27 protein-coding genes are annotated in these 25835 nt (G+C 68.9%); 8 read left to right on the plus strand and 19 right to left on the minus strand.

Features of this window, described 5'->3' with window-relative positions; genetic code table 11:
• Positions 1-75 precede the first annotated feature (75 nt).
• On the plus strand, positions 76-669 hold the full coding sequence (locus H2041_RS04445; RefSeq protein ID WP_293409894.1) for a hypothetical protein: 594 nt from the start codon (positions 76-78) through the stop codon (positions 667-669).
• Here H2041_RS04445 and tgt read toward each other — a convergent pair.
• Positions 654-1769: a tRNA guanosine(34) transglycosylase Tgt gene (gene tgt, locus H2041_RS04450; protein ID WP_293409896.1), complete on the minus strand. Its 1116-nt coding sequence runs from the start codon at positions 1767-1769 to the stop codon at positions 654-656. The two genes, H2041_RS04445 and tgt, sit on opposite strands and share 16 nt — an antisense overlap.
• Positions 1769-2845, minus strand: a complete 1077-nt coding sequence (gene queA, locus H2041_RS04455) for a tRNA preQ1(34) S-adenosylmethionine ribosyltransferase-isomerase QueA (protein WP_293409898.1) — start codon at positions 2843-2845, stop codon at positions 1769-1771. Before queA ends, tgt begins: the two co-directional genes overlap by 1 nt.
• Before the next feature lie 65 nt (positions 2846-2910).
• Between queA and H2041_RS04460 the strand changes: the two genes are divergently transcribed.
• Positions 2911-3900, plus strand: a complete 990-nt coding sequence (locus H2041_RS04460; protein WP_293409900.1) for an endonuclease/exonuclease/phosphatase family protein — start codon at positions 2911-2913, stop codon at positions 3898-3900.
• 21 nt (positions 3901-3921) lie between these two features.
• Here the strand turns inward: H2041_RS04460 and H2041_RS04465 are convergent, their stop codons facing one another.
• From H2041_RS04465 to gyrA, 5 genes are all read right to left on the minus strand, one after another.
• Positions 3922-4383 (minus strand): peptidylprolyl isomerase, encoded by a 462-nt coding sequence (locus H2041_RS04465; RefSeq protein WP_293409903.1) that lies wholly within the window; start codon positions 4381-4383, stop codon positions 3922-3924.
• Entirely contained in the window at positions 4383-5249 is an 867-nt protein-coding gene (locus tag H2041_RS04470; protein ID WP_293409905.1) for a peptidylprolyl isomerase, read from the minus strand. Before H2041_RS04470 ends, H2041_RS04465 begins: the two co-directional genes overlap by 1 nt.
• A 4-nt stretch (positions 5250-5253) precedes the next feature.
• The gene (locus tag H2041_RS04475) at positions 5254-5607 is read right to left on the minus strand and encodes a nuclear transport factor 2 family protein (protein ID WP_293409908.1); all 354 of its coding nucleotides are present in this window, start codon (positions 5605-5607) and stop codon (positions 5254-5256) included.
• The gene (coaD, locus tag H2041_RS04480) at positions 5604-6098 is read right to left on the minus strand and encodes a pantetheine-phosphate adenylyltransferase (protein WP_293409910.1); all 495 of its coding nucleotides are present in this window, start codon (positions 6096-6098) and stop codon (positions 5604-5606) included. Before coaD ends, H2041_RS04475 begins: the two co-directional genes overlap by 4 nt.
• Before the next feature lie 77 nt (positions 6099-6175).
• Positions 6176-8950, minus strand: coding sequence for a DNA gyrase subunit A (gene gyrA, locus H2041_RS04485; RefSeq protein ID WP_293409912.1), 2775 nt, complete (start codon positions 8948-8950; stop codon positions 6176-6178).
• A gap of 111 nt (positions 8951-9061) precedes the next feature.
• On the opposite strand from gyrA, the gene H2041_RS04490 reads away from it, so the two are divergent.
• The 3 genes from H2041_RS04490 (at position 9062) to H2041_RS04500 (ending at position 11517) form a co-directional block, all read left to right on the plus strand.
• Positions 9062-9589, plus strand: coding sequence for a superoxide dismutase family protein (locus H2041_RS04490; RefSeq protein WP_367132822.1), 528 nt, complete (start codon positions 9062-9064; stop codon positions 9587-9589).
• A 96-nt stretch (positions 9590-9685) separates the two neighbouring features.
• Positions 9686-10129, plus strand: coding sequence for a DUF3617 family protein (locus tag H2041_RS04495; RefSeq protein ID WP_293409914.1), 444 nt, complete (start codon positions 9686-9688; stop codon positions 10127-10129).
• Between the two features lie 50 nt (positions 10130-10179).
• Positions 10180-11517, plus strand: coding sequence for a chloride channel protein (locus H2041_RS04500; RefSeq protein ID WP_293409916.1), 1338 nt, complete (start codon positions 10180-10182; stop codon positions 11515-11517).
• Here the strand turns inward: H2041_RS04500 and H2041_RS04505 are convergent.
• The 11 genes from H2041_RS04505 to flbT all read right to left on the minus strand — a co-directional run bounded on the left by H2041_RS04505 (position 11514) and on the right by flbT (position 21552).
• Positions 11514-12251, minus strand: coding sequence for a DUF72 domain-containing protein (locus H2041_RS04505; protein ID WP_293409918.1), 738 nt, complete (start codon positions 12249-12251; stop codon positions 11514-11516). The two genes, H2041_RS04500 and H2041_RS04505, sit on opposite strands and share 4 nt — an antisense overlap.
• Positions 12252-12337: 86 nt before the next feature.
• Positions 12338-12817: a single-stranded DNA-binding protein gene (gene ssb, locus H2041_RS04510; protein WP_293409920.1), complete on the minus strand. Its 480-nt coding sequence runs from the start codon at positions 12815-12817 to the stop codon at positions 12338-12340.
• Positions 12818-12924: 107 nt separating this feature from the next.
• Positions 12925-13302, minus strand: coding sequence for a hypothetical protein (locus tag H2041_RS04515; protein ID WP_293409922.1), 378 nt, complete (start codon positions 13300-13302; stop codon positions 12925-12927).
• A 39-nt stretch (positions 13303-13341) separates the two neighbouring features.
• Positions 13342-14046 carry a hypothetical protein gene (locus H2041_RS04520; protein ID WP_293409924.1) on the minus strand — a complete coding sequence of 235 codons (705 nt, stop codon included), beginning with the start codon at positions 14044-14046 and terminating at the stop codon, positions 13342-13344.
• 121 nt (positions 14047-14167) lie between these two features.
• A complete protein-coding gene (locus H2041_RS04525) occupies positions 14168-16951 on the minus strand; it encodes a hypothetical protein (RefSeq protein WP_293409926.1) in 2784 nt (927 codons plus the stop codon).
• A 153-nt stretch (positions 16952-17104) separates the two neighbouring features.
• The gene (locus H2041_RS04530; RefSeq protein ID WP_293409928.1) at positions 17105-17935 is read right to left on the minus strand and encodes a flagellin; all 831 of its coding nucleotides are present in this window, start codon (positions 17933-17935) and stop codon (positions 17105-17107) included.
• A 189-nt stretch (positions 17936-18124) separates the two neighbouring features.
• Positions 18125-18394, minus strand: coding sequence for a hypothetical protein (locus H2041_RS04535; RefSeq protein ID WP_293409930.1), 270 nt, complete (start codon positions 18392-18394; stop codon positions 18125-18127).
• A gap of 145 nt (positions 18395-18539) precedes the next feature.
• Positions 18540-19364: a flagellin gene (locus tag H2041_RS04540; RefSeq protein WP_293409932.1), complete on the minus strand. Its 825-nt coding sequence runs from the start codon at positions 19362-19364 to the stop codon at positions 18540-18542.
• A 298-nt stretch (positions 19365-19662) separates the two neighbouring features.
• Positions 19663-20493: a flagellin gene (locus H2041_RS04545; RefSeq protein ID WP_293409935.1), complete on the minus strand. Its 831-nt coding sequence runs from the start codon at positions 20491-20493 to the stop codon at positions 19663-19665.
• A gap of 308 nt (positions 20494-20801) precedes the next feature.
• Positions 20802-21167: a flagellar biosynthesis regulator FlaF gene (gene flaF, locus H2041_RS04550; RefSeq protein WP_293409937.1), complete on the minus strand. Its 366-nt coding sequence runs from the start codon at positions 21165-21167 to the stop codon at positions 20802-20804.
• Positions 21127-21552, minus strand: coding sequence for a flagellar biosynthesis repressor FlbT (gene flbT, locus H2041_RS04555; RefSeq protein WP_293409939.1), 426 nt, complete (start codon positions 21550-21552; stop codon positions 21127-21129). The genes flaF and flbT overlap by 41 nt, the downstream gene beginning before the upstream one ends.
• Before the next feature lie 192 nt (positions 21553-21744).
• Between flbT and H2041_RS04560 the strand changes: the two genes are divergently transcribed.
• From H2041_RS04560 to H2041_RS04570, 3 genes are all read left to right on the plus strand, one after another.
• A complete protein-coding gene (locus H2041_RS04560; protein WP_293409942.1) occupies positions 21745-23553 on the plus strand; it encodes a tetratricopeptide repeat protein in 1809 nt (602 codons plus the stop codon).
• A gap of 144 nt (positions 23554-23697) precedes the next feature.
• Positions 23698-24570: a MoxR family ATPase gene (locus H2041_RS04565; protein ID WP_293409944.1), complete on the plus strand. Its 873-nt coding sequence runs from the start codon at positions 23698-23700 to the stop codon at positions 24568-24570.
• A 79-nt stretch (positions 24571-24649) separates the two neighbouring features.
• Positions 24650-25444: a hypothetical protein gene (locus tag H2041_RS04570; RefSeq protein WP_293409946.1), complete on the plus strand. Its 795-nt coding sequence runs from the start codon at positions 24650-24652 to the stop codon at positions 25442-25444.
• A 14-nt stretch (positions 25445-25458) separates the two neighbouring features.
• Here H2041_RS04570 and H2041_RS04575 read toward each other — a convergent pair whose 3' ends face one another.
• Positions 25459-25830 carry a hypothetical protein gene (locus tag H2041_RS04575; protein ID WP_293409947.1) on the minus strand — a complete coding sequence of 124 codons (372 nt, stop codon included), beginning with the start codon at positions 25828-25830 and terminating at the stop codon, positions 25459-25461.
• Between the last annotated feature and the right edge of the window lie 5 nt (positions 25831-25835).

The raw sequence follows: 25835 nt of genomic DNA on the forward strand, positions 1-25835 counted from the left end.
ATAGGGCGCAGGTCCGACTCGGGCAAGTCGCGAGCGGCCTTTCCCATGCGCGGCCCTCGGCATATGGATAGTGGCATGTCGCGCCTTGCTCCCTTCGCCGCTTTCGGCCTGCTCGCCGCCCTGCTGTCCGGCTGCACCACCACGCGCGCCGACGGCTCGCCCCAGATCCAAACGAGTTCGGAGGCCAATCGCGAGAGCCTGGAAGGCGCCATGTCCGCCCCCCTGCGGGACGTGAACCTGCTGCGCACCAAGATCCCGCCGGTGCTGCTGGAGGCGCAGGCCGATCCCTACAAGCGGCCCCAGCCGGCCACCTGCGCCAATATCGCCGCCCAGATCGTCCCGCTGAACCATGCCCTGGGCGCCGACCTCGACGAGGAGGCCAAGGACGAGGACGACCTGATGGACCAGGGCCGTATGACGGCGCTCGGCGCCGTGGCGGGCTTCACCCAGGATGTCATCCCCTTCCGGGGTTGGGTGCGAAAGCTGACGGGCGCCGAACAGCACGACAAGCTGGTGCAGAGCGCCATCGTCGCCGGCGGCGTGCGCCGGGCCTATCTGAAGGGACTGGGCGAGGCGCGCGGCTGCAACCCGCCGGCCACCCCCAACCACGCCTATCAGGCCAAGGACGTCATCCAGCAGGAGCTGAAGCCCCGCTATCCCGTCCGCTGAGCCGCGCGGAAGTCCCGGCGGAAGGCGTCCATCCGCCCCTCGGCGATGGCGAGCCGCATCGCGGCGGTGAGCGCCTGGAAGAAGCCGATATTGTGCCACGACAGCAGCACCTGGCCGAGGATCTCCTCGGCCTTCACCAGGTGGTGCAGATAGGCCTTCGAGTAGTCGCGGCTGGCCGGGCAGGACGAGGCGGCGTCCAACGGCTCGTCATCCTCTGCGAAGCGTGCGTTCTTCAGGTTGATGGGGCCGTTCCACGTCCAGGCCTGTCCGTGCCGGCCCGAGCGGGTGGGCAGGACGCAGTCGAACATGTCCACGCCGCGCCAGACGGCTTCCACGAGGTCGATGGGCTTTCCGACGCCCATCAGGTAGCGCGGCCGCTCGGCCGGCAGCATGGCCGGCGCGTAGTCGAGGGTTTCGCACATCGCCTCGTGCCCCTCCCCGACAGCTAGGCCGCCGATGGCGTAGCCGTCGAAACCGATCTCGATCAGCCGCTCGGCGGACTCCTTGCGCAGGTGCTCGAAGGTCGAACCCTGCTGGATGCCGAACAGGGCCTGGCGTTCGCGGTCGCCGAACGCCGCCTTGCACCGCGCGCCCCAGCGGGCCGAGAGCCGCAGGGCCTCGGCCGCGCGCGTCTCCTCCGCCGGCCAGGCGACGCATTCGTCGAGCTGCATGACGATGTCGGCGCCGAGCCGGTTGGCCTGGATTTCGATCGAACGTTCGGGCGAAAGCACATGGCGCGAGCCGTCGATGTGGCTGGCGAAGGTGACCGCCTCTTCCGTCACCTTGGCGATCTGAGACAGCGACATGACCTGGAAGCCGCCGGAGTCGGTCAGGATCGGCCCGTCCCAGCGCATGAAGCGGTGCAGACCGCCCAGGCGCGCCATCCGCTCGGGACCGGGGCGCAGCATCAGGTGGTAGGTGTTGCCGAGGATGATGTCCGCGCCGGTGGCCTTCACCTGATCGACGGTCAGCGCCTTCACCGTCGCAGCCGTGCCGACGGGCATGAAGGCGGGCGTGCGGATGTCGCCGCGAGCGGTCTTCAGAACGCCCGTGCGCGCCCGGCCGTCCGTGGCGGCGATCTCGAAGGGAAAGGCGGCCATCAGTCGGCCCTCCAGAGCAGGCTGGCGTCGCCATAGGAATAGAAGCGATAGCCGCTGGCGATGGCGTGGGCGTAGGCCGCGCGCATGGTTTCCAGTCCGGCGAAGGCGCTGACCAGCATGAAGAGCGTCGACTTCGGCAGGTGGAAATTGGTCATCAGCCCGTCGGCGGCGCGGAAGCGATAGCCGGGCGTGATGAAGATGGCGGTCTCGTCGGCGAAGGGGCGCACCGTCCCGTCCTCCGCCGCGGCGCTCTCCACAAGCCTCAGCGAGGTGGTGCCGACGCAGACGATCCGGCCGCCCTCCGCCTTTGCGCGGTTCAGGCGCGCGGCGACCTCGGGACTCACCTCGCCGAACTCGGCGTGCATGTGGTGCTCGGAGACGTCCTCCACCTTCACCGGCAGGAAGGTTCCGGCGCCCACGTGCAGGGTGACGAAGCAGGTGTCCACGCCCGCCGCGGCCAGCCGCTCCATCAGGCCGGGCGTGAAATGCAGTCCCGCCGTGGGCGCGGCCACCGAGCCGTCGGCCTGGGCGTAGATGGTCTGGTAGTCGGACCTGTCCTGCTCGTCCTCCGGCCGCTTGGCCGCGATATAGGGGGGCAGCGGCATGGCGCCTCTGGCCTTGATCGCCTCGTCCAGCACCGGGCCGGCCAGGTCGAAGTCGAGCACGACCTCCCCGCCCTCGCCCTTCTCCGTCACGGTCGCGGCGAGTTCGGCGAGCTGGCAGGCGCGATCCTCGGCCTCGCCGAACACCACGCGATCGCCCGGCGCCAGGCGCTTGCCCGGCCGCATGAAGGCGCTCCAGCGCGCCGGTCCCAGCCGCTTGTGAAGGGTCGCCTCGACCGCCACGGAGCTGTCGCCGCGCCGGCGGCGGCCCTTCAGTCGCGCGGGGATGACGCGGGTGTCGTTCAGCACCAGCACGTCGCCGGCCCGCAGCTCGCCGGGCAGGTCGCGCACATGCCGGTCGGCCAGCGGCGCGCCGGGCCGCACGCACAGCATGCGCGCGGCGTCGCGCGGCGAAACCGGGCGCAGGGCGATGGCGCTCTCGGGCAGATCGAAGTCGAAATCGGCGAGTTTCATGAAGCTGCGGTCAAGGCCATGCGAGACCTCGCGCGTCAAGCGCAAGCGCATGCTAGAGCCAGCCCATGGGGCTCCTGAGAATCATCGTCAACCGCATCCTGGAGGACGTGGCCGCCGCGCTCGCGGCCCTGTCGCTGCTGGCCATGCTGGCCGCGCAGGGCGGCCGCTTCAGCGACCGGCTGGACATCGCAACCCACTTTGCGCCGGTCTTCATCGTGCTGGCGATGCTGTCGGCCCTGCTTGCGGCGCTGACGCCCGCCGGACGGCTGCGGCGGGTCACGCTCGGCATGGCGGGCGGTGCGATCGTCCTGTCCTCGCTTCTCATCCTGCCCGAAGTGTTCCGGGACGCAGGGCCGGCGGCCGAGGAGGCCCAGGGCCCGACGCTGAAGATCGTCCAGCTGAACAGCTGGAGCGCGCGCAACCAGACGATGGACGAGACGGCCGAATGGATCCTGGCGCAGGATCCCGACATCGTCGTTCTCGAAGAGGCGACGCGGCGATTCCAGCGGGCCTTCGAGTCCCGCGCGGACTACCACCGGACCTGCAATCCGGAGGACCGCTGCGAGGTCATCATCTACAGCAAGGTCGCGCCGCTTTCGGGAGGTCTGGAGCCTGTCGACGCGGGCGCCTACTTCCCCTCGACGCGGGCGACCTTCGCCGCTCCGGGCGGCGACTTCACGGTGATCGGCGCTCACTACACCTGGCCGATCCCGGCCGGTCCGCAGCAGCAGCAGAGCCTGCGCCTGACGACCATGGCGCAGCGCTATGACCGCGACCGGCTGATCATCGCCGGCGACTTCAACTCGACGCCCTGGTCCTTCACCCTGCGCCGCCAGGACGAGGCGCTGGGCCTGTCACGGCGCAACAAGGCCATGCTGAGCTGGCCGGCCATGGCCTTTTCGCGCTGGAACATCCACATGCCCCTGCCCTTCCTGGCGATCGACCACGTCTATGCCGGCAAGGACTGGAAGACCGTGAGCGTGGAACGTGGCCCTTCGCTGGGATCGGACCACTTCCCCGTCGTCGTCACTCTGGCGCTGGCGCCAGCCGGCTGACCAGCGCGCGGCGCTCGGGCCTCACGCGTCGGCGGCCACCCGCATCGAGACGATCTTGCCGGGATTGCGCGGCGGCTCGCCCTTGGGCAGCGCGTCGACATTCTCCATGCCCTCCGTCACCTCGCCCCAGACCGTGTACTGGCCGTCGAGGAAGCGGGCGTCGTCGAAGCAGATGAAGAACTGGCTGTTGGCCGAGTTCGGATTCGGCGTGCGGGCCATGGAGCAGACGCCGCGCACGTGCGGCTCCGGGCTGAACTCCGCCTTCAGGTTCGGCTTGTCCGAACCGCCCGAGCCGGTGCCGGTCGGATCGCCGCCCTGGGCCATGAAGCCGTCGATCACGCGGTGGAAGACGACGCCGTCATAGAAGCCTTCACGGGCCAGTTCCTTGATGCGCTCGACGTGGCCGGGCGCCAGGTCCGGGCGCAGGCGGATGGTCACCGGGCCGGTGTCCAGCGTCATGATCAGGGTGTTTTCGGAGTCCATCACTTCACCTCGGAGGGAATCTTCAGGTTGCAGGCCGAGAAGTCGGCCCCATCTTCGGCCCGCTGCTGCGCCACCTGGGCGGCGAACCAGGGCCCGGCCGTATCGACGACGCGGACGCTGGGCCGTTCGGCCGCCGGCATGTCAGCGAGAATGCGCACGCGCTCCATGCGATCCTGAGGATCGGCCACGGGCTCGCCCGTCTTGATCGCGCGCACGACCTCCAGGCCGTCGACCACGCGTCCGAACGCCGTGTAGCGCTTCTCGAGCGACGGATAGGCCTGGCGCATCAGGAAGAACTGGCTGTTGGCCGAGTCGTCCTCGGAGCCCCGCGCCATTCCGGCGACGCCGGGACAGAAGAGCGGCCAGGCGGTGATCTTGCCGTCCACGGTCATCGCCATGAGCATCGGGCTCTGCGTCATCACCGGCACGGCGCCGACAAAGCCCGTCTGGCTGGACCCGGAGTCCGCCACCTTCACGAAGGGATCGGATGCGCCGCGGCGGAAGGTGAACTCGGCGGCGATGTCGGGCAGGTCCGAGCCGCCTTCGCCCGTGTCGAGCGGGTCGCCCGTCTGGGCCATGAAGAGGTCGATGACGCGGAAGAAGGTGCGCCCGTCATAGAGCCCCTGGCGCGTCAGCGTGCGGATGCGATCCACATGGGCCGGCGCCACGCGCGGCTCCAGCTCCACCAGGATGCGGCCCTTGTTCGTGTCGATGACGAGCACGTTCTCCGGGTCGGGCGTGCGCCAGTCCTGCGGCCCGGGCGCCGGCGCCGGGGGCGGCGCCGGCGGAATGTTCTGGCGCTGGGCCTGGGCCGGGGCGGACGCCAGGGTCGCCGCGACGGCGGCGAGAAGCACGGTGCGGATCATGGGATCACTCGTAATAGGCGGCCGCCTCGACGGCCAGCCCGTCAGGGCCGAAGCGCAGCACCTCGACCACCTCGCCGCCCGTCCGGGAGCTGTGATAGCGCAGGGCCAGGGCGTCCGGCCCTTTGAGCACGCTCTTAAGCGTGAACCGGAGATCCGGCGCGCGCTTCAGCGCCTCCTCCCAATAGGCCGCCAGCGCCGCCTTGCCGACGACGCGGCCGGAAGGATCGCCGGTGATCCGCGCCGCGGCGGGACTGACGAAAACGATATCCTCGGCGTAGTGGGAGAGGATCGCCGCCAGGTCCTGGGCGTTCCAGGCCGCGATCCAGTCGCGGGCGAACCCCTCGGCCTCGGGCCTCAACGCGCCACCTTGGCGAGCAGAGCATCCTTCACCCGGGGGCTGACGAACTTGGTGACGTCGCCGCCCAGGATGGCGATCTCCTTCACCAGGCGCGAAGCGATCGCCTGATGGCGCGGATCGGCCATCAGGAAGACGGTCTCGATCTCACGATCCAGCTGCTGGTTCATGGCCGTCATCTGGAATTCGTACTCGAAATCGGCCACGGCGCGCAGGCCGCGGACGATGACGCCTGCGCCCACCTGGCGGGCGAACTGCAGGGTCAGGCCCTCGTAGGGCTGCACCTCGATCTCCGCCCCGTCGGCGGCCAGATGCTCGGTCTCGGCCTCGATGATGGCCACCCGCTCCTCGAGCGAGAACAGCGGGCCCTTGCCGGCGTTGATCGCCACGCCGATGACCAGCTTGTCCACCAGCTTGACCGCCCGCCCGATGATGTCGGTGTGGCCGTTGGTGATCGGATCGAACGTGCCCGGGTAGAGCCCGATGCGGGTCATGTGGCGTTTCCCCGTTATCCCTTGGTCCTTCGGCTTTCGCCGCGCGAAGCGGCGAAAGCAAGCCCTAATGCCGCAGGTCAGGCCTCTCCGGCGTCTTCGCCGCCCTCAGGCGCGTCGTCGATGTCGCCGTCTTCGCCGGCGGCTTCGGCCAGCCGCTCGACGGAGACCACGTGCTCGTCGGCCGCCGTGCGGAAGATCGTCACCCCCTGGGTGTTGCGGCCGGCGATCCGGATCTGCGAGACGGGCGTGCGGATCAGTTGCCCCTGGTCGGTCACGAGCAGGATCTCGTCGCCGTCCTCCACCGGGAACGAGGCCGTCAGACGGCCGCCGCGCTTGGTCAGGTCCTGGGCCATCAGGCCCTGGCCACCCCGGCCGGTGCGGCGGAAGTCGTAGGCCGAGCTGCGCTTGCCGAAGCCTTCGGACGAGACGGTCAGGATGAACTCCTCGGCCGCGCCCAGCGCCGCGATGCGTTCGACCGACAGGGTCATCTCGCCGCCCTCGGCCTCTTCCTCGTCGCCGGCTTCCGGCGTCGTCGGCTCCTCGGCTTCGCCGGAGGCGGCCGCGCGGATGGCGTTGGCGTGCTTGAGATAGGCGCTGCGTTCGGCCGGCGTGGCCTCCACCGAGCGCAGGATGGCCATTGAGATGACGCTGTCGCCCTCGCCCAGGCGCACGCCGCGCACGCCGGTGGAATCGCGGCTGGCGAAGACGCGGACGTCGCCCACGGAGAAGCGGATGCAGCGGCCGGCCGCCGTGGTCAGCAGCACGTCCTGATCGGCCCGACAGACGGCCACGCCGACGATGGCGTCGCCCTCGTCCAGCTTCATGGCGATCTTGCCGTTGCGGTTGATCTGCACGAAGTCCGACAGCTTGTTGCGCCGGACATTGCCCGAGCGCGTGGCGAACATGACGTCGTACTGATCCCAGCTCGCCTCGTCCTCCGGCAGGGGAAGGATCGAGGTGATGCTCTCGCCCGGCTCGATGGGCAGGAGATTGACGAAGGCCTTGCCGCGCGAGTTCGGCGCGCCCACGGGCAGGCGCCAGACCTTCAGCTTGTAGACCTTGCCGCCCGAGGAGAAGAACAGGACCGGCGTGTGGGTGTTGGCCGAGAAGACGCGGGTGACCACGTCCTCGTCCTTCATCGACATGCCCGAACGCCCCTTCCCGCCCCGATGCTGGGTGCGGTAGGTGGCCAGCGGCGTGCGCTTCACATAGCCCGAATGGGTCACCGCGATGACCATCTCCTCGCGGGCGATGAGGTCCTCGTCCTCCATGTCGCCGCCGCCCTCGAGGATCTCGGTGCGGCGGGGCACGGCGAAGGCGTCCTTCACCGCGATCAGCTCCTCGCGGACGATGCCCATGATCTTCTCACGGGAGGCCAGGATCTCGAGATAGCCGCGGATGGAGCCGGCAAGTTCGCCGGCCTCGCCGAAGATCTCGTCGCGGCCCAGGCCCGTCAGGCGCGAGAGGGTCAGCGCCAGGATGGCGCGAGCCTGTTCCTCGGTGAGCCGGATCTGATCGCCGTCGACCAGCACCGTGCGCGGGTCGGCGATCAGGTCGACGAGCGGCATCATGTCGCCCGCGGGCCAGGCCTTGGCCGTCAGGCGCTCGCGCGCCTCGGCCGGGTCCTTGGACGAGCGGATGATGTGGATGACTTCGTCGATATTGGCCACGGCGATGGCCAGGCCGACCAGCACGTGGCCGCGGTCGCGGGCCTTCGAGAGCTCGTACTTGGTCCGGCGGACGACCACCTCTTCGCGGAAGTCCACGAAGGCGACGATCAGGTCGCGCAGATTCATCTCCCGCGGACGGCCGCGGTCGAGAGCCAGCATGTTGACGGCGAAGGAGGACTGCAGGGCCGTGTAGCGGTAGAGCTGGTTCAGCACGACCTCGGCCGAGGCGTCGCGCTTGAGCTCCACCACCACGCTCATGCCGTCGCGGTCGCTCTCGTCGCGCAGGTCGGCGATGCCTTCGATGCGCTTCTCGCGGACCAGTTCGGCGATCCGCTCGACGAGCGCGGCCTTGTTCACCTGGAAGGGCAAGGCGGTGATGACGATGGCCTCGCGATCCTTGCGGATCTCCTGGATCGTCGCCTTGCCGCGCGTGACCACCGAGCCGCGGCCGGTCAGCAGCGCCTGGCGCGCGCCGGTGCGGCCCATGATCTCGCCCCCGGTAGGGAAGTCCGGGCCCGGCACGATGTCGGCCAGTTCCTCGAGGCTGACCTCGGGATTGTCGATGAAGGTCGTGCAGGCGTCGATCACCTCGCCCAGATTGTGGGGCGGGATGTTGGTGGCCATGCCGACGGCGATGCCGCCGGCGCCGTTGACCAGCAGGTTCGGGATCCGCGCCGGCAGGACCGCCGGTTCGTGCTCGGAGCCGTCATAGTTCGGCTTGAAGTCGACCGTGTCCTTGTCGAGGTCGGCGAGGAGCGACATGGAGGCGCGCGTCAGCCGGCATTCGGTGTAACGCATGGCCGCCGGCGGATCGTTGTCCACCGAGCCGAAGTTGCCCTGCCCGTCGATCAGCAGCAGGCCCATCGAGAAGGGCTGCGCCATGCGCACCAGGGTCATGTAGATCGCCGCGTCGCCGTGCGGGTGATACTTACCCATGACGTCACCGACCACGCGGGCCGACTTGACGTAGCCGCGGTCGGGCGTGTGCCCCTGCTCGTTCATCGAGAACAGGATGCGGCGATGCACCGGCTTCAGACCGTCGCGCGCGTCCGGAAGGGCGCGGCTGACAATCACGCTCATGGCGTAATCGAGATAGGAGCGCTTGAGCTCGTCCTCGATGGCGACGGGGGCGACGCCCCCGCGCCGGCCGTCATCCGGTGGGATATGAGAGTCGTCGGTCAAAGTGGGGAAATGCCGTCAGAATCGGACACGAAACACGAATTCAGGTGTTAGCATCCCGCAGAGGCTGAGCCAACTTCGGCCCCGACCGTCGCGTATCAGGAAGGTGATCTCATGAAGCTTCTCGCCCCCGCTCTCGCCGCCGCCCTGCTCGCCGCAGGCGGCGCCGTGGCCGCCGATATCGGCGCTCAGAAGACCGTCGAGCTCAAGAACAACGCCGGCCAGGCGATCGGGACCGCGACCCTCACCGAAGCCCCCAAGGGCGTGCTGATGCGGCTCGAGGTCTCGGGCCTGACGCCCGGCTGGCATGGACTGCACTTCCACGAGAAGGGCGACTGTTCGAAGTCCGACTTCACCTCCGCGGGCGGCCATGTGCACACCGAGGCGAGCATGGTCCACGGCCTGCTGAACCCCGACGCGAACGAGGCTGGGGATCTGCCCAACCTCTATGTGGGCGCCGATGGAAAGGGTGTCGTCGAGCTCTTCAGCACCTATGTGTCGTTCGATGGCCAGAGCGGGCGGGCGGCCTTGATGGACGACGACGGCGCGGCGGTGGTGATCCACGCCAGCCCCGACGACCACAAGACCCAGCCCATCGGCGGCGCCGGCGCCCGGGTGGCGTGCGGCGCGATCGCCGGCTGAGACGGAGGCGGGACGCCCTGCGCCTGGCCGACGGACAGCATCCGTTCAGGTTCAACGGCATAGAAGGGCGTCCTGTCGCCCCTTAGGAAGGTATCGATGAAGCGTATTCTGCCCCTCGTTCTCGCTGCGGCCGCCGCGGCCGGTCCCGCCGGCGCGGCCGAAGGGATCCTGCCGGGCTACTGGGAAAGCACCAATCGCGTGCTCTCGCCGATCCGCACCAAGGATGTGGAGCGGCGCTGCATCACGCCCGAGGAGGTGCAGAAGTTCATGATGGGGCCGAGCAACCGGCACTATAAGTGCACCTATCCGGTCCGCTCCTTCGAGGGCGGCAAGATCCTGCTCAAGGGCACCTGCGTCAGCAAGAAGGGCCGCGAGGTCGAGGTCTCCGGCCAGGGGGCCTTCACGCCCACCAGCTTCACCCTGACCGCCAACATCGCCACCACCTTCGCCGGCATTCCCATCTCCGGCCGCGCCAGCACCGAAGCCCACCGGATCAGCGACGTGTGTCCGGCCAAGCCGACCGAAGACTCCGGCGAATAGGCCTCCCCCGCAGTCATTGTCCGGGCCGCCGCGCCGGGGCATAAGGCGGCGTGCCTCCGCCGCCATTCTTCCGCCCGTCCGCCGCGCCCTCGCGGCGTGAAGAGGTCGCCGCTTACCTGCAGGCGCGGCGCGCCTGGCGCACGGCGCTCATCGTCCTGGTCGCCGTCCTCGCCGGTCTAGTCGCCGCCTTTTTCGCCCGCCTTTGCGACGCGGCGATGGAGCTGCATGGCCGCCTCTACGAATGGTCGCCGGCCTTCACCCTGTCGCTCCTGCCGATCGGCTTCGCCACTGCCGTCTGGCTGACGCGGCGGTTCGCGCCGGAGGCGGCCGGCAGCGGAATCCCCCAGGTCATCGCCGCCGCCGAACAGCGCTGGCGCGGGCGCTGGGGCGGACGTCGCGTCACCCTTCGCACCGGCGCCTGGAAGGTGGTGATGGCCGCCTGGCTGCTGCTCTGCGGCGCCTCCATCGGCCGCGAGGGTCCGACGGTCCAGGTCGTGGCGGGCGTGATGCGCACCCTGACCCGCGGCCTGAAGGGCGGGCCGGGCCGCCGGGCCATGATCATCGCCGGCGGGGCGGCGGGCGTGGCCGCAGCCTTCAACACCCCCATCGCCGGCGTCGTCTTCGCCTTCGAGGAGCTGGCGCGCAGCTTCGAGCGGCGCACCCACACCACGGTCATCCTGGTCGTGGTGGTCGCCGGCTTCACCGCCTACGCCCTGCAGGGCGACTACGCCTATTTCGGCACGCTGAGCGGCCAGACCGACCTGCGCGCCGCCTGGCTGGCCGCGCCCGTCATCGGCCTCATCAGCGGCGTGGCCGGCGGCGTCTTCTCCCGCCTGCTGGCCTATGTGATCGGGCCCGGATCGAACCCGGTCGCCCGCTGGCGTCAGGGGCGGCCGGTGTTCTTCGCCTTCCTCTGCGGGCTGGTGGCGGTCGGCGCCGCGCTGATCTCCGGCGGCGTCACCTTCGGCGCCGGCTACCACGAGGCCCGCGCCCTCCTGCACGGGGACGAGGGCGGCGGGCTGAACCTGGCGGTGTGGAAGTTCGTGGCCAGCCTCGCGGCCGCCGTCTCCGGGGCCCCGGGCGGCATCTTCGCCCCCTCCCTCGCCACCGGCGCCGGCATCGGCTCGGCCCTGTCGGAGAGCTTCCTCGCCTTCGCGGGGCGCGATGCGGTCGTGCTCGGCATGGCCGGCTACCTGTCGGGCGTCGTCCAGGCGCCGCTGACCAGCGCCGTGATCCTGATGGAGATGACCCGCGATCCCGGGCTCGTCGCGCCGCTGATGCTGACCTCCCTGCTGGCGCGCTGGGTCTCGGGCCTGATCATGCCCCAGCCGATCTACCATGTGCTGGCCGACAGCTGGCGGCTGACGCCGACGCACAAGACGCCTTAAGCCCGGCCCCCCGGTTCGAGACGCTCGACGAGGCGCCGCGCGTCGCCGGGCGCCGCGCACCCGATATCGTTGTCGAAATAGGCGAAGACCTCGCGCCCCTCGTCACGCCACCCGGCGATCCGCCCGGCCCAGCGATCGAGCTCGGCCTCATCATAGGACCCGCTGTAGCGTCCGCCGGGACCATGCCCCCGCACATAGACGAACGGCGCCGTGGCGACCCAGGGCGCCGGCGCATGGTGATGGTCGGAGATGCACAGCGCCACGCGGCGCGCCTCGAGCGCGGCGAACACCTGATCGTCGTACCAGGCGGGATCGCGGAACTCGACCACGTGCCGGCGGTCGCCCGGCAGCAGCGCGAGAAAGTCGGTCAGCCGCGGCAGGTCCGGCGACATCTGGGGCGGCAGCTGGAAGAGGCAGGGCCCCAGCTTGTCGCCGAGCGCCGACATGGGCGCATAGATCCGCCGCAGGGACTCCTCCGGCTCCTTCAGCCGCTTCATGTGCGTCAGGAACCGCGAGGCCTTCCAGGCGAAGAGGAATCCCTCCGGCGTGGTTTCCCGCCAGCGCGCGACGGCCGCCTGGGTGGGCAGCCGGTAAAAGGTTCCGTTGATCTCGGCGGTCGTGAACCGCCCGGCGTAGAAGTCGAGCCAGCGCGTCTGCGGCAGGTCCTCGGGATAGAACGGGCCGCGCCAGGGCTTGTAGACCCAGCCCGACGTACCGATCCGAACCTGTTTCATCCGCCGCGGCCTCCCGTCGGCGGCGCGCAGGCGCCGCCTTCGGTCGACACAACGGCCCTGGCGCGGCCCCGATCCGGCCCTTGCGCCTAGAACGGGATCTCGTCGTCCAGATCGGCGGAGAAGTCCTCGCGCGGACCCGAAGACGTGTTGCGGGGGCCCGAGGAGGAGGAGAAGCCGCCGCCGTAACCGCCGCCGCCCTCGTCCTCACCGCCGCCGCGGCCGTCGAGCATGGTCAGTTCGCCACGGAACTTCTGCAGCACGATCTCGGTGGAGTAGCGCTCCTGCCCCGACTGGTCGGTCCATTTGCGGGTCTGGATGGCGCCCTCGATATAGACCTTGGACCCCTTGCGCAGGTAGTTCTCGGCCACCTTCACCAGGTTCTCGTTGAAGATCACCACCCGGTGCCACTCGGTGCGTTCCTTGCGCTCGCCCGAGGACCGGTCGCGCCAGGTCTCCGAGGTGGCGACGCGCAGGTTCGCCACCCGGTCGCCGCTGCCGAGCGAGCGGATTTCCGGGTCGGCGCCGAGATTGCCCACGAGAATGACCTTGTTGACGCTGCCCGCCATGTGGATGTCCTTGAAATTGCCTGTGGATGAACAGGAGCCAGCCGGAACGCTAGCCCCTGAGCCCGGCGCGATCAACGCCGATGTTCTACCTACGTTCCGGGTCGCCGCTATTGCATCGGCATCGCGCCGGGGATGGCCAGCCGCCCATCGCCCGTGCGGACCAGCACCAGATAACGATTCTGCTCCAGCGAGGGAGCGGTGAAGATGCCTTCAGGCTGCAGGAACAGGAAGTTCCCCTGATAGGCGCCGACCAGGGTGCGTTGCGAACCGCCCATGGACAGGAAGCGCACGCGGATCGCCTCGAGGGCGGCGGCGCAATGCTCGAGATCGGGCTGCGCGCCGGGGACGCGGTTGTACTTGAGCTCCCCCTCGGGGGTGCGCGTCACGTGGTAGCAGACGCCGCGGTCGCCGGGCGGAACGGTGCGCTTCTGGCACCCGGCGAGCGCAAGGGCGCAGGCGCCCAGGAGGATGGCGGTTCGGAACATGAGGCGATGCTACACCGGCTTCGTGGCGGCGGCGAGGCGTCAGCCGATCGCCGGAATGGCGCAGCCCGGCCCCTGCTCCGCCAGCGTCCGGAACCGGCGGTTGTCGGCCGAGACCTCCACGCGGCCAGGCACCAGGCGCAGGGTCTGCTGCATCCAGCGCCCGTAGGTCGCCGAGCCCGCCGGCTCGCAGCGTCCGGCGAAGAGGGACTGGACGCAGGCGTTGAGCGTCAGGTCGCCGGGCATCCGCCGCCATTCGCCGCCGGCGTAGCGCCAGCAGGCGCCGGCCGGCGCCTGTGGCTGGGAATCCACATTGGGCAGGGTCGACGGCGTCGGCGCCGGCCCCGAAGGCGCGGGCGCCGCGGGCGTAACGACCGGCTCCACCGGCGGCGGCAGCGGGGTCAGCACGGTGCCGGCCTGGTCGGCGGCGGCCAGGGCGCCGGTCTCGTCCACCCCGACGTCGAGCGCGCCGGTGGCCACGCCGTTGCGCCGCGCGCACTCCGCCAGGGTGATGTCGCCCACGAACTGCCCGCCCACGAAGCAACGGAGCGGACGCGCCGGATCGAGACGGCCATCGTCCATGTCCACCGTCTCGACGACGAGGCCGCCCTTGGAGGCCGGCGGCGGCTCGGGCGCCGCATCGTCGTCGCCGCCCATGACGACCACCGCTATGCCCATGCCGGCCAGCAGGGCCAGGGCCCCGCCGATGAGGGCGAGCACGGTGCGGCGATCGTTCAGGAAGTCCATGGCGCCTCACAAACGGTTCGCGCCCGGCGGGGCGTCGAAACGGGCAAGCCCGGCCGCCGAGGCGTCCGGACATCGTCGGGGGCGCTCTAGACCGCGCCCGCGACGGTTTCAAGAATGAGACTTAGCCGCCGCCGGTCAGACGGTCGAGAGCCGCCTGATAGTTGGCGATCTGGTTGGTCAGATAGGCCGGCGCCTGGCCGCTCGCCGCCTCCCGCTGGCGCAGGACGCTCTCCGGCGTCGCGGCCTTCTCCAGATCCTTGTAGATCGTCCGGATAACGCCTTGCGCCGCCGTCAGTTCGGCGAGGGCGTGGCGGATGTCCTCCGGCGTCTCCAGCTTGATGCCGGTGTGCATGTTGAGGCCGTAGAAGGTGTTCTTGCCGTCGGCCGAGACGGTCTTGCCGTCCTCGAACTTCGTGGCGCGCAACAGGCCTTCGCTGAGCCCCAGGACCGACAGCGCGTCCCGCCCCTCCTCGCCGGGCGTCAGTTCGATCAGGCTGCGGTCGTTGAGCGGTTTGATCTGCAGGGTGCGGACGCCGTTGCTGACGGCGATGTCGACCTTGACCTGGAAGCCCGTCGCCCGCCGGACCTTCAGGCTGAGACTCTCCAGCGTCTCGTCGCGGCCGATCTCGACCATCTTCGCCCGCCCGCCATTGGCGGCGATGTAGAAGTGGTCGCCTTCGCGCAGGGCGCTCACGGCGGTCAGCTTGGAGGAATCCTTGAAGTCGATCTGGCCGGAGGGGAGCCCCAGCCGGTCGAGCACGCTCGCTCCCTGGTCGGCCACGGCGATCGCGCCGGGCGTGGCGAAGCCGCCCTTTCCGGTGAACTGCTGCTGCCAGACGACGGAGCCGGCGCCGATGTCCAGTTGGGCGACGAAACCGTCGGCCTCGCCTCGCTCGGTCATGCCCGGCAGCGCCCCGCCGGCCGAGCCGGTGATCCAGACCTGCCCACCCGAGACGGCGAGCCCCGCAGCCTTGTCGTCGCCCGCGCCCCCGTAATAGGCCACGGCGTCGCTCGGTCCGCTGGACAGGTCGGCCGAGACCTGGGCGGCGAAGGCGTCGAGACCGCCGGCATGGGCGCGGGTCACGCTGCCCGCCGACAGGGCGGCGTTGCGGGTGGAGCCGACGACCACGACCTGTCCGCCGTCGAGGGCCAGTCCTTCAATCGCCCCGCCCTGCAGGTCGCCGAGATCCCGCTGAGCGACCTGGACGGGCGAACCGCCGGAGATGTCGAAGCGCCGGAGGACCGCACGACCGTCCTCGACGCTGGCGGTCACCAGGTGAGTCCCGTCGACCACCAGACCAGCGGGCCTGTCGTCTGCGGAGGTCCCGAAGGACTGGGTGAACTTGGCCTCCGGCTCGCCCTTGGCGTTCACGCCGAAGGCTTCGACATAGGAGTCCCAGCCGCCCAGCGCCGTGGTTCCCGGCATGGAGGTCTTGGAGCGGCCCGACACATAGACGGTCCCGTCCGCCCCGAAGGCGATCTCGCTGGCCTCGTCGTCCTGCCGCGAGCCGCGACGGGCGGTCCAGAGCTCTTCTCCGTCGTCGTTGAAGACGGTCACGAAGCTGTCGGACTTGTCGGCCAGCGCGGCGGTCGAGCCGGAGTTCAGCGGACCGTCCTCGGCGCCGCTGAGTTCCCCGGACACCCGGCCTGCGATCGCCACCTTGCCATCGGCCGACACGGCCAGCGCCAGCCCCTCGGCCTCGTCGGAGGCGCCGAGCACCCGCGAATAGACGAGCTTGCCCGCCGAATCATACTTCAGAAGAGCGACGTCGCGCTCGCCCTTGATCCCCTGCCCGTCCACCGCGCCGGTGACGTCGGCGAGCATGTAGACCGAACCGTCGGGTCCGACCTCGGTCGCACGCACCGTGTCGATGTTGCCGTCCAGGGTCTTGGCGAAGACGCGACCCTCGACCCAGTTCGCTTCCCCCGTCTGCTGCAGGGGCCCGGGAACCGTCGAGGTGTCGGCCTGGAACTTCAGAAGCTGGTTGAACTCGGCGCTGTCGTCGGTGTCGGCCTTGCCATCGGGGTCGGGATCCCCGGCCTTCTGGGCGATATAGATAGCCGGAGCGGTCTGGACGGGCGAGAAGCTGACCGTCTCGGTCATGTCGCTCTTGATCTTCAGCGCCCAGCTGTCCTCGCCCGCCGGCAGCTTGACCGACTTGCCCCCCACCTGGATGGAGCGTTCCTCACCGGGGATGCGCTCCTGGCCGAGGCGCGTCGTCACGCCGGCGGCTTCCAGCTTCCCATTGATGTGGTTGATGACGTTCGCCAGCGTTCGCGGCTGGCCGCCCATCTCGGCGAGGTCGATCGCCACGTCGATCGTGGCGCTGACCTGCTTGATCGAGATGTTGAAGCGGACGTCGCCCTGGAAGCTCGGAACCTCGGTCGAGGCCGAACCGGTGACGAGGGGTTCGGTGACGTATTCGTACTTCGCGCGGGGAATGCCCACCTTCGTCTTCGCCTTGTCCGAAACCTCGGCGAAGCCCAGGCGGATCTGCTCGAACTTCGAGGTGTCGGCATAGGTGGCCACCTCGGCCATCCCGCGCTCGAAAGCGCTCGTCAGCCGGGCCTTGTCGAAGCTCGTGAGGTTCTTGGCCTGCATCTTCTCGGCCAGGGCCGTCAGCGTGCCGAGGCCCTGATAGAGCGCGAAGAGCTTCTTGTAGTCCGAGCTGGCGCCGGAGAGATCGAGCGTGGCCGCGCCCTCGTCGATGAACTTCTTGCCCTGCAGCGCCTCGCGCAGGAGCTGGCTCGAATCGATCGGCTCGGCGGCGGCGGACCAGGGGGCCGTCGGCGCATACTTGGTGCTGCCGCTGGCCGTCCCGCCGCCGGACGTCCCTGCCCCGCCCAAGCCGGTCAGCTTGGACTGGTAGTAGTTCACCAGCAGGCTCGTATCGAAGCTGATCACGAATCAGATCCTTCCGGCGGGCGCACGCTCGCGCGGCCATGCTGCGCCCCAAGCCCTTACGACGGGTTAAGCGCGACCATAAGAAAGGGCCCGGATCGCCGCCTGCGATCCGGGCCCTCTCCAGACGCCCCGTCTGTGACTGGGAGGCTCCCCCTACTGGAAGAGCGAAAGGACGACCTGCGGCGCCTCGTTGGCGATGGACAGCGCCTGGGCGCCCAGCTGCTGCTGGACCTGGAGCGCCTGCAGCCGCGCGCTCTCCTTGGCGAGATCGGCGTCGACCAGGTTGCCGACCCCGGCGGTCAGCACGTCGGTCAGCTTGTCGACGAACTTGTTGTGGGCTTCGATCTGCTTGGCCTGGGCGCCAAGGCTGCCCAGGGACGCGTTCACATTGGCGATCGACGCGTCGAGCTGGGTCAGGATGTTGGTGGCCAGGGTGCTGGTCGAGATCGAGGCCGTGGAGGCGATCGTCAGGATCGAACCGCCCAGCGACAGGTTCTGGCCCGAAAGCGTGATGTAGGCGTTGGCGTCGGCGTTGGCCAGGAAGCGGATCGAGGCGCCGCTGGTGCCGTCGAGGATGTTGGCGCCGTCGAACTCGGCGTTCTCGATCACCTGGGTGATCTGGCGCAGGATGGACTTGAAGTCGTCGTCCAGAGCCTTGCGGGCCTGGGTGTCGAGCGAGGTGTCCATCGCCCCGACGACCTTCTCCTTCAGCTGGACCAGCAGGTCGGAGACCGATTCGCCGGCCGCCATGGAGACTTCGGAGATGGATTGCGCCCGGTTGAGGCTCATCTTCACCGCGCCGAGCGCGCCGATATCGGCCCTCTGCCCCTGGGCGATCGACCAGACCGAGGCGTTGTCCTTGGCGTTGCCGATCTTGAGCCCGGTGTTGATCCGGTTCTGAACGCCCGCCAACTCGTCGTTGGTCTTGTTCAGATTCTGCAATGCGACCAACGCAGATTTGTTGGTGTGTACGCTGATCGCCATGCTCGGACCTCCTTCGTCGGCCGCCGCCCCGTGTCGCCATCCATAGAGCGAGTCGCGGGGTGCTGTTCGAGCAGGACGCTATGGAAACATGGTGTCTAGATGGTTAACGCCCAAACGGCGGCGCCCGCCCCGGCGCACCGAGACGGTTGAAAGGACTCAGGTTTCGGCGGCCCTCAGCCGGGCCTGCGGTCAGGCGGTCGTCTTGACGACGTCGCCGGCCTCGTATTCCGGATCGTCCCGAAGCTTCAGGAGCTCCTCGCGCGGGATCTGCGAGACGACCTCGCCGGTCCGGCGGTCCACGGTCTTGTAGACATAGAGCCCGTGGTTTGGGTCTTCCTCGATGATCAGGCGGAGATCGGCCTGTTCGTTGTTCGGGGCGCTCCGTTCACGGGGCGCTTGCGGGCGTTCGACGGGCTTCGCCGGCGAGCGCTCGAGGCTGAGGGGGAACGTGGCCGCCACAGCCGCCACTCTGTTTTCCATCGTCCATGCCGGGACGTTTCTGTCGCCGGCCTCCCTTCAAGTGAAACCCGGAACGGCGGGGAGGTCGCCCTCCCCGCCGCCAAGGTCCGGCCGCGGTAGGTGAAGGCCCGCGGCCGGGCTTCCGTTAGCGGAAGAGGCCCAGGAGCGTGGAGCTCGAGGAGTTGGCGATCGACAGCGCCTGGATGCCCAGCTGCTGCTTCGTCTGCAGCGACTGGAGTCGGGCGCTTTCCTTGGCCAGGTCGGCGTCGACCAGGTTGCCCACACCGGCGTCGATCGTGTCCTGCAGCTTGCCGACGAAGTCGTAGTGCGAGGCCAGGGCCTTGGAGCCCGTACCCAGCTTCGACAGGGCCGACGAAACGTTGGCGATCGACGTGTTGATGGTGGCGATCATGGCCGCAGCGGTCGACTGGGTCGCGATGTCCGACGAGGAGGACACGGTCACGACGCTGCCGCCCAGCGACAGGTCCTGCGCCGCCACCGTGATCTTGTTCGTGCCGTCGGCGCTGGCGAGAGCCGCCACCGTCGTACCGCTCGACTTGATCATGTTGGCGCCGTTGAACGTCGCGTTGCTGACCACCTTGGTGATCTGGTCGCGCAGCGCCTTGAAGTCGTCGCTCAGGGCGGTGCGGCTGGCCGAATCGAGAGTGGTGTCAGCGGCCGCCAGGGCCTTTTCCTTCATCTGCAGGAGCAGGTCCGAAACGCTTTCGCCGCCGGAAAGGGCGACGTCGACGGTGGAGATCGAACGCTGAAGGCTGTCCTTCACCGCATTCAGAGCGCCGGACTCGGAGCGCTGGTTCTGGGCGATCGCCCAGATGGCGCCGTTGTCCTTCGCGCTGGCGATCTTCAAGCCCGTGTTGATGCGGGACTGAACGGTGGAGAGATCGCTGCTGGTCTTGTTGAGGTTTTGCAGGGCGACCATGGCCCCGACATTGGTATTAACGCTGTTCATGCGTCTTCCGTCCTTATTCTCAAGGAAACCGGCGTCGTTTTGACGGCCGGGGGCGTTTTGCCCGGAAGACATGGCAGCAACGCCCGGGCCAAGGCGGCCAGGGCGCACGCATCGCGGCAAGCGATTGAAAAATCTACGTTATAGGTCCGTTAGGCACGTTTTGGCCCGGCAACTTTTTCCGGGCGGCCAAGCGCCCTGCAGTTTCTGCCTAGCGGAGGTCGGCAAAAGGCGCCGGGCGCTCCTTGCCCGGTGAAAAGTCTGCCGGACGGCGCGCAAGGCGCCGTCCGGCCTCAAGACGTTAACGGAACAGGGACAGCACCGTGCTCGACGACTGGTTGGCGATGGAGAGCGCCTGGATGCCCAGCTGCTGCTTGGTCTGCAGCGACTGAAGCTTCGCACTTTCCTTGGCCAGGTCGGCGTCGACCAGGTTACCCACACCGGCGTCGATCGAGTCCTGAAGCTTGCCCACGAAGTCGAGGTGGGAAGACAGGGCCCGCGAGCCCGTACCGAGCTTCGACAGCGCGGCCGAGACGTTGGCGATCGACGAGTTGATCGTGGCGATCATCGCCGAAGCCGTCGACTGGGTCGCGATCTCCGACGAGCTGGAGATCGTCACGACGCTGGCGCCGAGCGAGAGGTCCTGCGCCGCCACAGTGATCTTGTTCTGGCCGTCGGCGCTGGCGAGAGCCGCCACCGTCGTACCGCTCGCCTTGATCATGTTGGCGCCGTTGAACGTCGCGTTGGTCACAACCTTGCTGATCTGGTCGCGCAGGGCCTTGAAGTCGTCGTTCAGGGCCACGCGGCTCGCCGAGTCCAGGGTCGTGTCCGCCGCCGCCAGGGCCTTCTCCTTCATCTGCAGAAGCAGATCGGAGATGCTCTCACCGGCCGAAAGGGCCACGTCCACGGTCGAGATCGAACGGGACAGGGATTCCTTGACGGCGTTCAGCGCGCCGGAGTCCGAACGCTGGTTCTGGGCGATGGCCCAGATGGCCCCGTTGTCCTTGGCGCTGGCGACCTTCAGGCCGGTGTTGATGCGGGTCTGGGTGGTGTTGAGCTCCGAGTTCGTCTTGTTGAGGTTCTGCAGCGCCACCATGGCGCCGACATTGGTGTTGACCGAATTCATCGGCATGGTCGTGGTCCTTCCATTCTGGTCGGGATCTCGGCGATTTTTCGCCGGCGGGTCGTTCTTGACCCGGTCTATCCATCGCAATCGACGGGCCACCGGAGACCGGCGCGGACCAGAGGGTAAACCGCTGATTCAGGACGATTTTTCAGACCCGGAAAACCATGCCGCCCGCACAACCCGCCCCTCGCCGCTGCCGCCCGGCACAAACAGCCGAGTCAATTCTGCCGCCCGCGCGACGTGACGCGGAATGCAGAAAGGGCCCGGCGGTCGCCGGGCCCTTCGATGTTGCCGAGGATGTGTCGGGATGCGGCTCAGGCCGCTTCGGCCGCCGAGGGCGCCAGGCCCTGCATGATGATGCGATTGATCTCGATCAGCGCCTCGAAATCCTCCTCGCGGCGGATCACCAGGCTGGTGTGCTTCTGGACCCAGATGGAGAGCGAGATGATCTGCGCGCGGAGCGCCTCGGGCAGCTGGTTGCCCGGGCTCGCGCAATCCTCGCCCAGGGCCATCCAGAGGCGCCGGTTCCAGTCGAGCGCGTCCATGCGGGTGGCGAAGTCGAAGACATCGGCCTTCGACGCCTCCATCAGGGCGCGGGTCACCTGGGCGAACAGCCGGTACTCGGCCTCGCGCGGGGATTCAGCTCTCTGAGCCGCCTGCTGATAGGCTCGAAGGGACATTACCCAGCACCTCGTCTTCGTAATCGATGAGCTTCCGGCACTGCATGAGCGCCTTGTAGTACTCGCGCGTCATGGTGTGCTTGGAGATCGCCACGCACTCGGCCAGGATCGCGGGGTTGCGGACGGCGCCCATGAACTCCGTCAGGCGGCGCACGAATTCGTCGTAGTAGCGCTCGGCCCCCGGCTCATCGAGGTACATCATCATGACCGGGAAATAGACCCGGCGGGCCGGCGTGTTGGCCTCGTCCTGCTGCATGATGTCCTTCTCACGCAGCACCGAGGCCTTGTTCTGGAGCACCAGGGTGCCGCGGCGGTCGCCGTTCTGCACGACGGCGCCGTTGAGAACGAACTTCTCGCCCGGTTTCAGCGACAGTTTGAGCGGCAATGCTCGACCCCCGAATGACGCCCCCCGACGCGAGGGCGGGCGAGCCCTCCAGGACGCGCCGCACAGTCCCAAGCTAAGGGGCGGACCGTTAATGAGCCCTTGCCAAGCCTGTGGCGCAAGGCCGCGCTTAAGCAAGGATTAAGCATAATGCCGCGAAGCATGGCCCCATACACGCAGGAAATGGAGGCGGCCATGTCGCGCCCGAACCGGACGAGCGAAGCCTCGGCCATCGCGCTCAGCGCCGCGGGCGCCGCCCCGCGCCCCGCTCAACCGGGCCTGGCCGACGCCATGGGGGCGGCGGGATCGCAGCCGGCGCTCAAGAAACTGAACGCCGCCCTCAGCGAGCTCAAGTCTCTGGCCATCGAACCCCTCCTGCGCCGCTCGGTGGCGGCGCTGCAGGCGGGCGACTTCGAACTGGGCTCCAAGCTCGCCATTCAGGCGCTCGAACAGGACGAACGCAGCGGATATGGCTGGTACCTGCTGGCCATCGCCCGCGAGCGCGCCGGCGACTTCGCCACCTCGATCACCTGCTACGAATCGGCGCTGGCCCTCCTGCCCTCTCATGCGGAGGTGGCGAACGACCTGGGCCGCCTGGCCTTCCGCATGGGCATGAAGCCGCAGGCCGAAAAACTCTTCCGCCACTTCCTCTCCGCCCATCCCAACCATCCCGAAGGCGCCAACAACCTCGCCTGCGCGATTCGCGATCAGGACCGGGCCGACGAGGCGATCGAGGTGTTGCGCCCGGCCATCGAGGCCAACCCCACCCACGCCATGCCGTGGAACACCATGGGCACTATCGTCACCGAACAGGGGGACCTGGCGACGGCGCAGGTCTTCTTCGACGAAGCCCTGCGGCTGCAGCCGGACTTCGCCAAGGCGCGCTACAACCGCGCCAACATAAGGCTGTCGCTCGGCGACGCCGCCGGCGCGCTCGAGGACTGCGACGCCGCCCTGGCCGGCGCGACCTCCGAGGACGATCGCCAGATGATGCGCCTGTCGCGCTCGACCATGCTCATCGAGCTCGGCCGCGTCGCCGAAGGCTGGGACGAGTACGAGGCCCGGCTGCATCCGCAGTTCAGCGACTGCACGCTCTACCACGCCCAGGGCGAGTCCTGGACGCCCGGCGCCGAGCTGCGCGGGAAGTCGCTGCTCATCTTCGGAGAGCAGGGCCTGGGCGACGAGGTGATGTTCGCAAACCTGCTCGACGACGTGATCGCCGCCGTCGGGCCCGAGGGCCACGTCACCCTGGCTCTGACCCGACGCCTGGTGACGCTGTTCGAACGCTCCTATCCGGGGGTCACGGTGGGGCCCCACGCCACCCAGGAGGTCGGCGGCCGCACGGTCCGGTTCGCGCCCTTCGCACAGGACACCACCTTCGACCTGTGGGCGCCGATGGCCTCCCTGCTCCGCCAGTTCCGCGCGAGCGCCGACGCCTTCCCGGCCAAGGCGGGCTATCTGAAGGCCGATCCCGCCCGCATCGCCCACTGGCGTGAGGTGCTGAAGGACGCGCCCGACGGCCTGAAGGTCGGCTTCCTCTGGAAGAGCGCCCTGATGAACAACGCCCGCCGCCGCTTCTTCTCCGGGTTCGACGGCTGGGAGCCCGTGCTCCGGACGCCAGGGGTCAGCTTCATCAATCTCCAGTACGGCGAGACGGCCGACGAGATCGCCTATGCCCGCGAGCGGTTCGGGGTCGAGATCTGGACGCCGCCGGGCATCGACCTCAAGCAGGACCTGGACGACGTCGCCGCCCTCACCTGCGCCCTGGACCTGACGCTCGGCTTCCCCAATGCGACCGTCAACCTGGCGGGGGCCTGCGGCGCGGCGGCCTGGGTGACCTCCATCCCCGGCGGCTGGACCCGGGTGGGCACCGACCACTACCCCTGGTATCCGCAGATGCGCGTCTTCACCGCTCCGGCCCTCGGCGCCTGGGCGCCGATGATGGCCGAGATCGCGCAGGCCCTGGCCGAAGCCTCGGAAAAGGGCGTGCGCCGGGCGTTCTGAGCGCACCCCCGCCCCGCCGGCCGCCGCCGGCCGCTCCGCGGCGCTCAAGTCGCTTGAATGTCCCGCGCCGCCCTTTAGGTTGGCGTCAGGTTGAAACATTTGTTCGAGCGCGGGCGTCTGAACCCGCGGACCATGGGAGCTCATATGACCGAGCGTTTCGAAGGCACCGACAATTACGTCGCCACCGAGGATCTGAAGGTCGCCGTCAATGCGGCCGTCGCGCTCGAGCGCCCGCTGCTGATCAAGGGCGAGCCCGGCACCGGCAAGACCGTGCTGGCCTATGAGATCGCCAAGGCGCTCGACGCCGAACTGATCACCTGGCACATCAAGTCGACGACCAAGGCCCACCAGGGCCTCTACGAATACGACGCCGTCACCCGCCTGCGCGACAGCCAGCTGGGCGACGAGCGGGTCAAGGACGTCAAGAACTACATCAAGAAGGGCAAGCTCTGGGAAGCCTTCGACGCCCCCAAGCGCCCCGTCCTGCTGATCGACGAGATCGACAAGGCCGACATCGAATTCCCGAACGACCTCCTTCAGGAGCTCGATCGCATGGAGTTCTACGTCTACGAGACCAATGAGACGATCAAGGCGGCGATCCGCCCGATCGTGATCATCACCTCGAACAACGAGAAGGAGCTGCCGGACGCCTTCCTGCGCCGCTGCTTCTTCCACTACATCCGCTTCCCCGACGCCGACACGATGAACCAGATCGTCGAGGTCCACTATCCGGGGATCAAGCAGAAGCTCGTCTCCGAGGCGCTGCGCATCTTCTACGACATGCGCAAGGTGCCGGGCCTGAAGAAGAAGCCCTCGACCTCGGAGCTGCTCGACTGGCTGAAGCTGCTGATGGTCGAGGACATCGACGCCGACTCCCTGAAGGAGCGCGATCCGACCAAGCTGATCCCGCCCCTGCACGGCGCCCTGCTGAAGAACGAGCAGGACGTCCACCTCTTCGAACGGCTCGCCTTCCTCGCCCGACGCGAGGGCGCGGGCGGCTCGCGCCCCGGACAGTAGGCTCCAGCTTACGGCGAATTCACTCGACCGGACGGCCCCGCTCCGGTCACCGTTGGACGAACGGTGACCGGAGAATTCCATGAAAAGCATCCTCATCCTCAGCGCCATGGGCGTCGCCCTCGCCAGCGCCGGCTGCGCGCGCACGGTTGAGAGCGCCGCGACCACCGGACGGCTCGACTGCCCCGCCGAACAGGGCGGGCTGACGCGCGTGAGCATGGCGGAGGATGGCCGCACCTGCCGCTATCGCGGTGCGGATGGTTCGGACGTGGAGCTGCGGCTGGTCGCGGTCGAGGGCGACGCCTACGCCACCCTCGCCGAACTGGAGCGGCAACTGGCGGGCCTCAGCCCCCGCGAGCCCTCGCCGGAGGACACCGACAGCGCGGCCGATCAGGGCTCCGCCCAGGCCTCCGAGGAGACCGCCGCCCAGGCGCGACAGGTGGAGGCGCAGGCCAGGGCCGATGCGGCGGCCTCCCGCGTGGACGCGGCCGCCGAGGCGCGCGAGACGGCGGAGGCGGACGGCGGCGGCGCCAAGATCGATCTCCCCGGCCTCACCATCGACGCCGAGGACGACGAAGCCCAGATCAAGATCGGTCCGGTTCGGATCGACGCCGGCGAGGGCGGCGCCACCGTCAAGGTGGCGCGTGACGTGCGGCTGAAGGGCGAGGCCCTGTCGCGGGAGAAGCGCGGCGTTCGCGCCACCTACATCCTGGCGGGGGAACGCGCGCCGGGCGGCTACGCCTTCGTCGGCTATGAGGCGGGCGGACCGAAGACCGGCCCCCTGACCGTCGCCGTCGTCACCGCCACCCGGAGCATCGAGGAAGGCGGGATGAACGACGACGTCAGCGACCTGGTGCGGCGGAACGGCGGGGTCTGAGCCCCGCCGCAGCCTCAGGCCGGCACGACCTCCATGACCTTGTAGGTCAGCGGCCGGCCGTCGTCGTCGGTGACCGTGACGTATTCGCCGACGGCGAACCGGTGCTCCCCGAGACGGTAGAACGGCTCGTCGTCCTCGCTGTCGCCCTCGTCGTAGTCGAAGAACCACAGCTTGCCGCGGCGGGCCAGGCGGCCGTCGGCGGGATCTTCGTCCGGTGCGAACCGGCGCACCACGCAGGCGTCCTTCGACTTGGCGTAAGCCGCCTCGTCCAGATGACCGTCGGAGGTCAGCGGCGCCGTGAGCGCGTAGCCCCGATGATCATCTCCTCCGGAGAACTCGGTGCCGGGGTTGCGGGCCAGCCGCATGACGATGCGCGAAAGGGCCATGATCG

Origin of the sequence: Phenylobacterium sp., assembly GCF_013911965.1 — a bacterium.
Classification (GTDB): Bacteria; Pseudomonadota; Alphaproteobacteria; order Caulobacterales; family Caulobacteraceae; genus Phenylobacterium.

Bases quoted from the DNA above. Each gene is read 5' to 3' on its own strand.
- H2041_RS04445 (WP_293409894.1), top strand. From the start codon at position 76: ATGTCGCGCCTTGCTCCCTTCGCCGCTTTCGGCCTGCTCGCCGCCCTG.
- tgt (WP_293409896.1), bottom strand. From the start codon at position 1,769: ATGGCCGCCTTTCCCTTCGAGATCGCCGCCACGGACGGCCGGGCGCGC.
- queA (WP_293409898.1), bottom strand. From the start codon at position 2,845: ATGAAACTCGCCGATTTCGACTTCGATCTGCCCGAGAGCGCCATCGCC.
- H2041_RS04460 (WP_293409900.1), top strand. From the start codon at position 2,911: ATGGGGCTCCTGAGAATCATCGTCAACCGCATCCTGGAGGACGTGGCC.
- H2041_RS04465 (WP_293409903.1), bottom strand. From the start codon at position 4,383: ATGGACTCCGAAAACACCCTGATCATGACGCTGGACACCGGCCCGGTG.
- H2041_RS04470 (WP_293409905.1), bottom strand. From the start codon at position 5,249: ATGATCCGCACCGTGCTTCTCGCCGCCGTCGCGGCGACCCTGGCGTCC.
- coaD (WP_293409910.1), bottom strand. From the start codon at position 6,098: ATGACCCGCATCGGGCTCTACCCGGGCACGTTCGATCCGATCACCAAC.
- H2041_RS04490 (WP_367132822.1), top strand. From the start codon at position 9,062: ATGAAGCTTCTCGCCCCCGCTCTCGCCGCCGCCCTGCTCGCCGCAGGC.
- H2041_RS04495 (WP_293409914.1), top strand. From the start codon at position 9,686: ATGAAGCGTATTCTGCCCCTCGTTCTCGCTGCGGCCGCCGCGGCCGGT.
- H2041_RS04505 (WP_293409918.1), bottom strand. From the start codon at position 12,251: ATGAAACAGGTTCGGATCGGTACGTCGGGCTGGGTCTACAAGCCCTGG.
- ssb (WP_293409920.1), bottom strand. From the start codon at position 12,817: ATGGCGGGCAGCGTCAACAAGGTCATTCTCGTGGGCAATCTCGGCGCC.
- H2041_RS04515 (WP_293409922.1), bottom strand. From the start codon at position 13,302: ATGTTCCGAACCGCCATCCTCCTGGGCGCCTGCGCCCTTGCGCTCGCC.
- H2041_RS04520 (WP_293409924.1), bottom strand. From the start codon at position 14,046: ATGGACTTCCTGAACGATCGCCGCACCGTGCTCGCCCTCATCGGCGGG.
- H2041_RS04530 (WP_293409928.1), bottom strand. From the start codon at position 17,935: ATGGCGATCAGCGTACACACCAACAAATCTGCGTTGGTCGCATTGCAG.
- H2041_RS04540 (WP_293409932.1), bottom strand. From the start codon at position 19,364: ATGAACAGCGTTAATACCAATGTCGGGGCCATGGTCGCCCTGCAAAAC.
- H2041_RS04545 (WP_293409935.1), bottom strand. From the start codon at position 20,493: ATGCCGATGAATTCGGTCAACACCAATGTCGGCGCCATGGTGGCGCTG.
- flaF (WP_293409937.1), bottom strand. From the start codon at position 21,167: ATGTCCCTTCGAGCCTATCAGCAGGCGGCTCAGAGAGCTGAATCCCCG.
- H2041_RS04560 (WP_293409942.1), top strand. From the start codon at position 21,745: ATGTCGCGCCCGAACCGGACGAGCGAAGCCTCGGCCATCGCGCTCAGC.
- H2041_RS04565 (WP_293409944.1), top strand. From the start codon at position 23,698: ATGACCGAGCGTTTCGAAGGCACCGACAATTACGTCGCCACCGAGGAT.
- H2041_RS04570 (WP_293409946.1), top strand. From the start codon at position 24,650: ATGAAAAGCATCCTCATCCTCAGCGCCATGGGCGTCGCCCTCGCCAGC.
- H2041_RS04575 (WP_293409947.1), bottom strand. From the start codon at position 25,830: ATGGCCCTTTCGCGCATCGTCATGCGGCTGGCCCGCAACCCCGGCACC.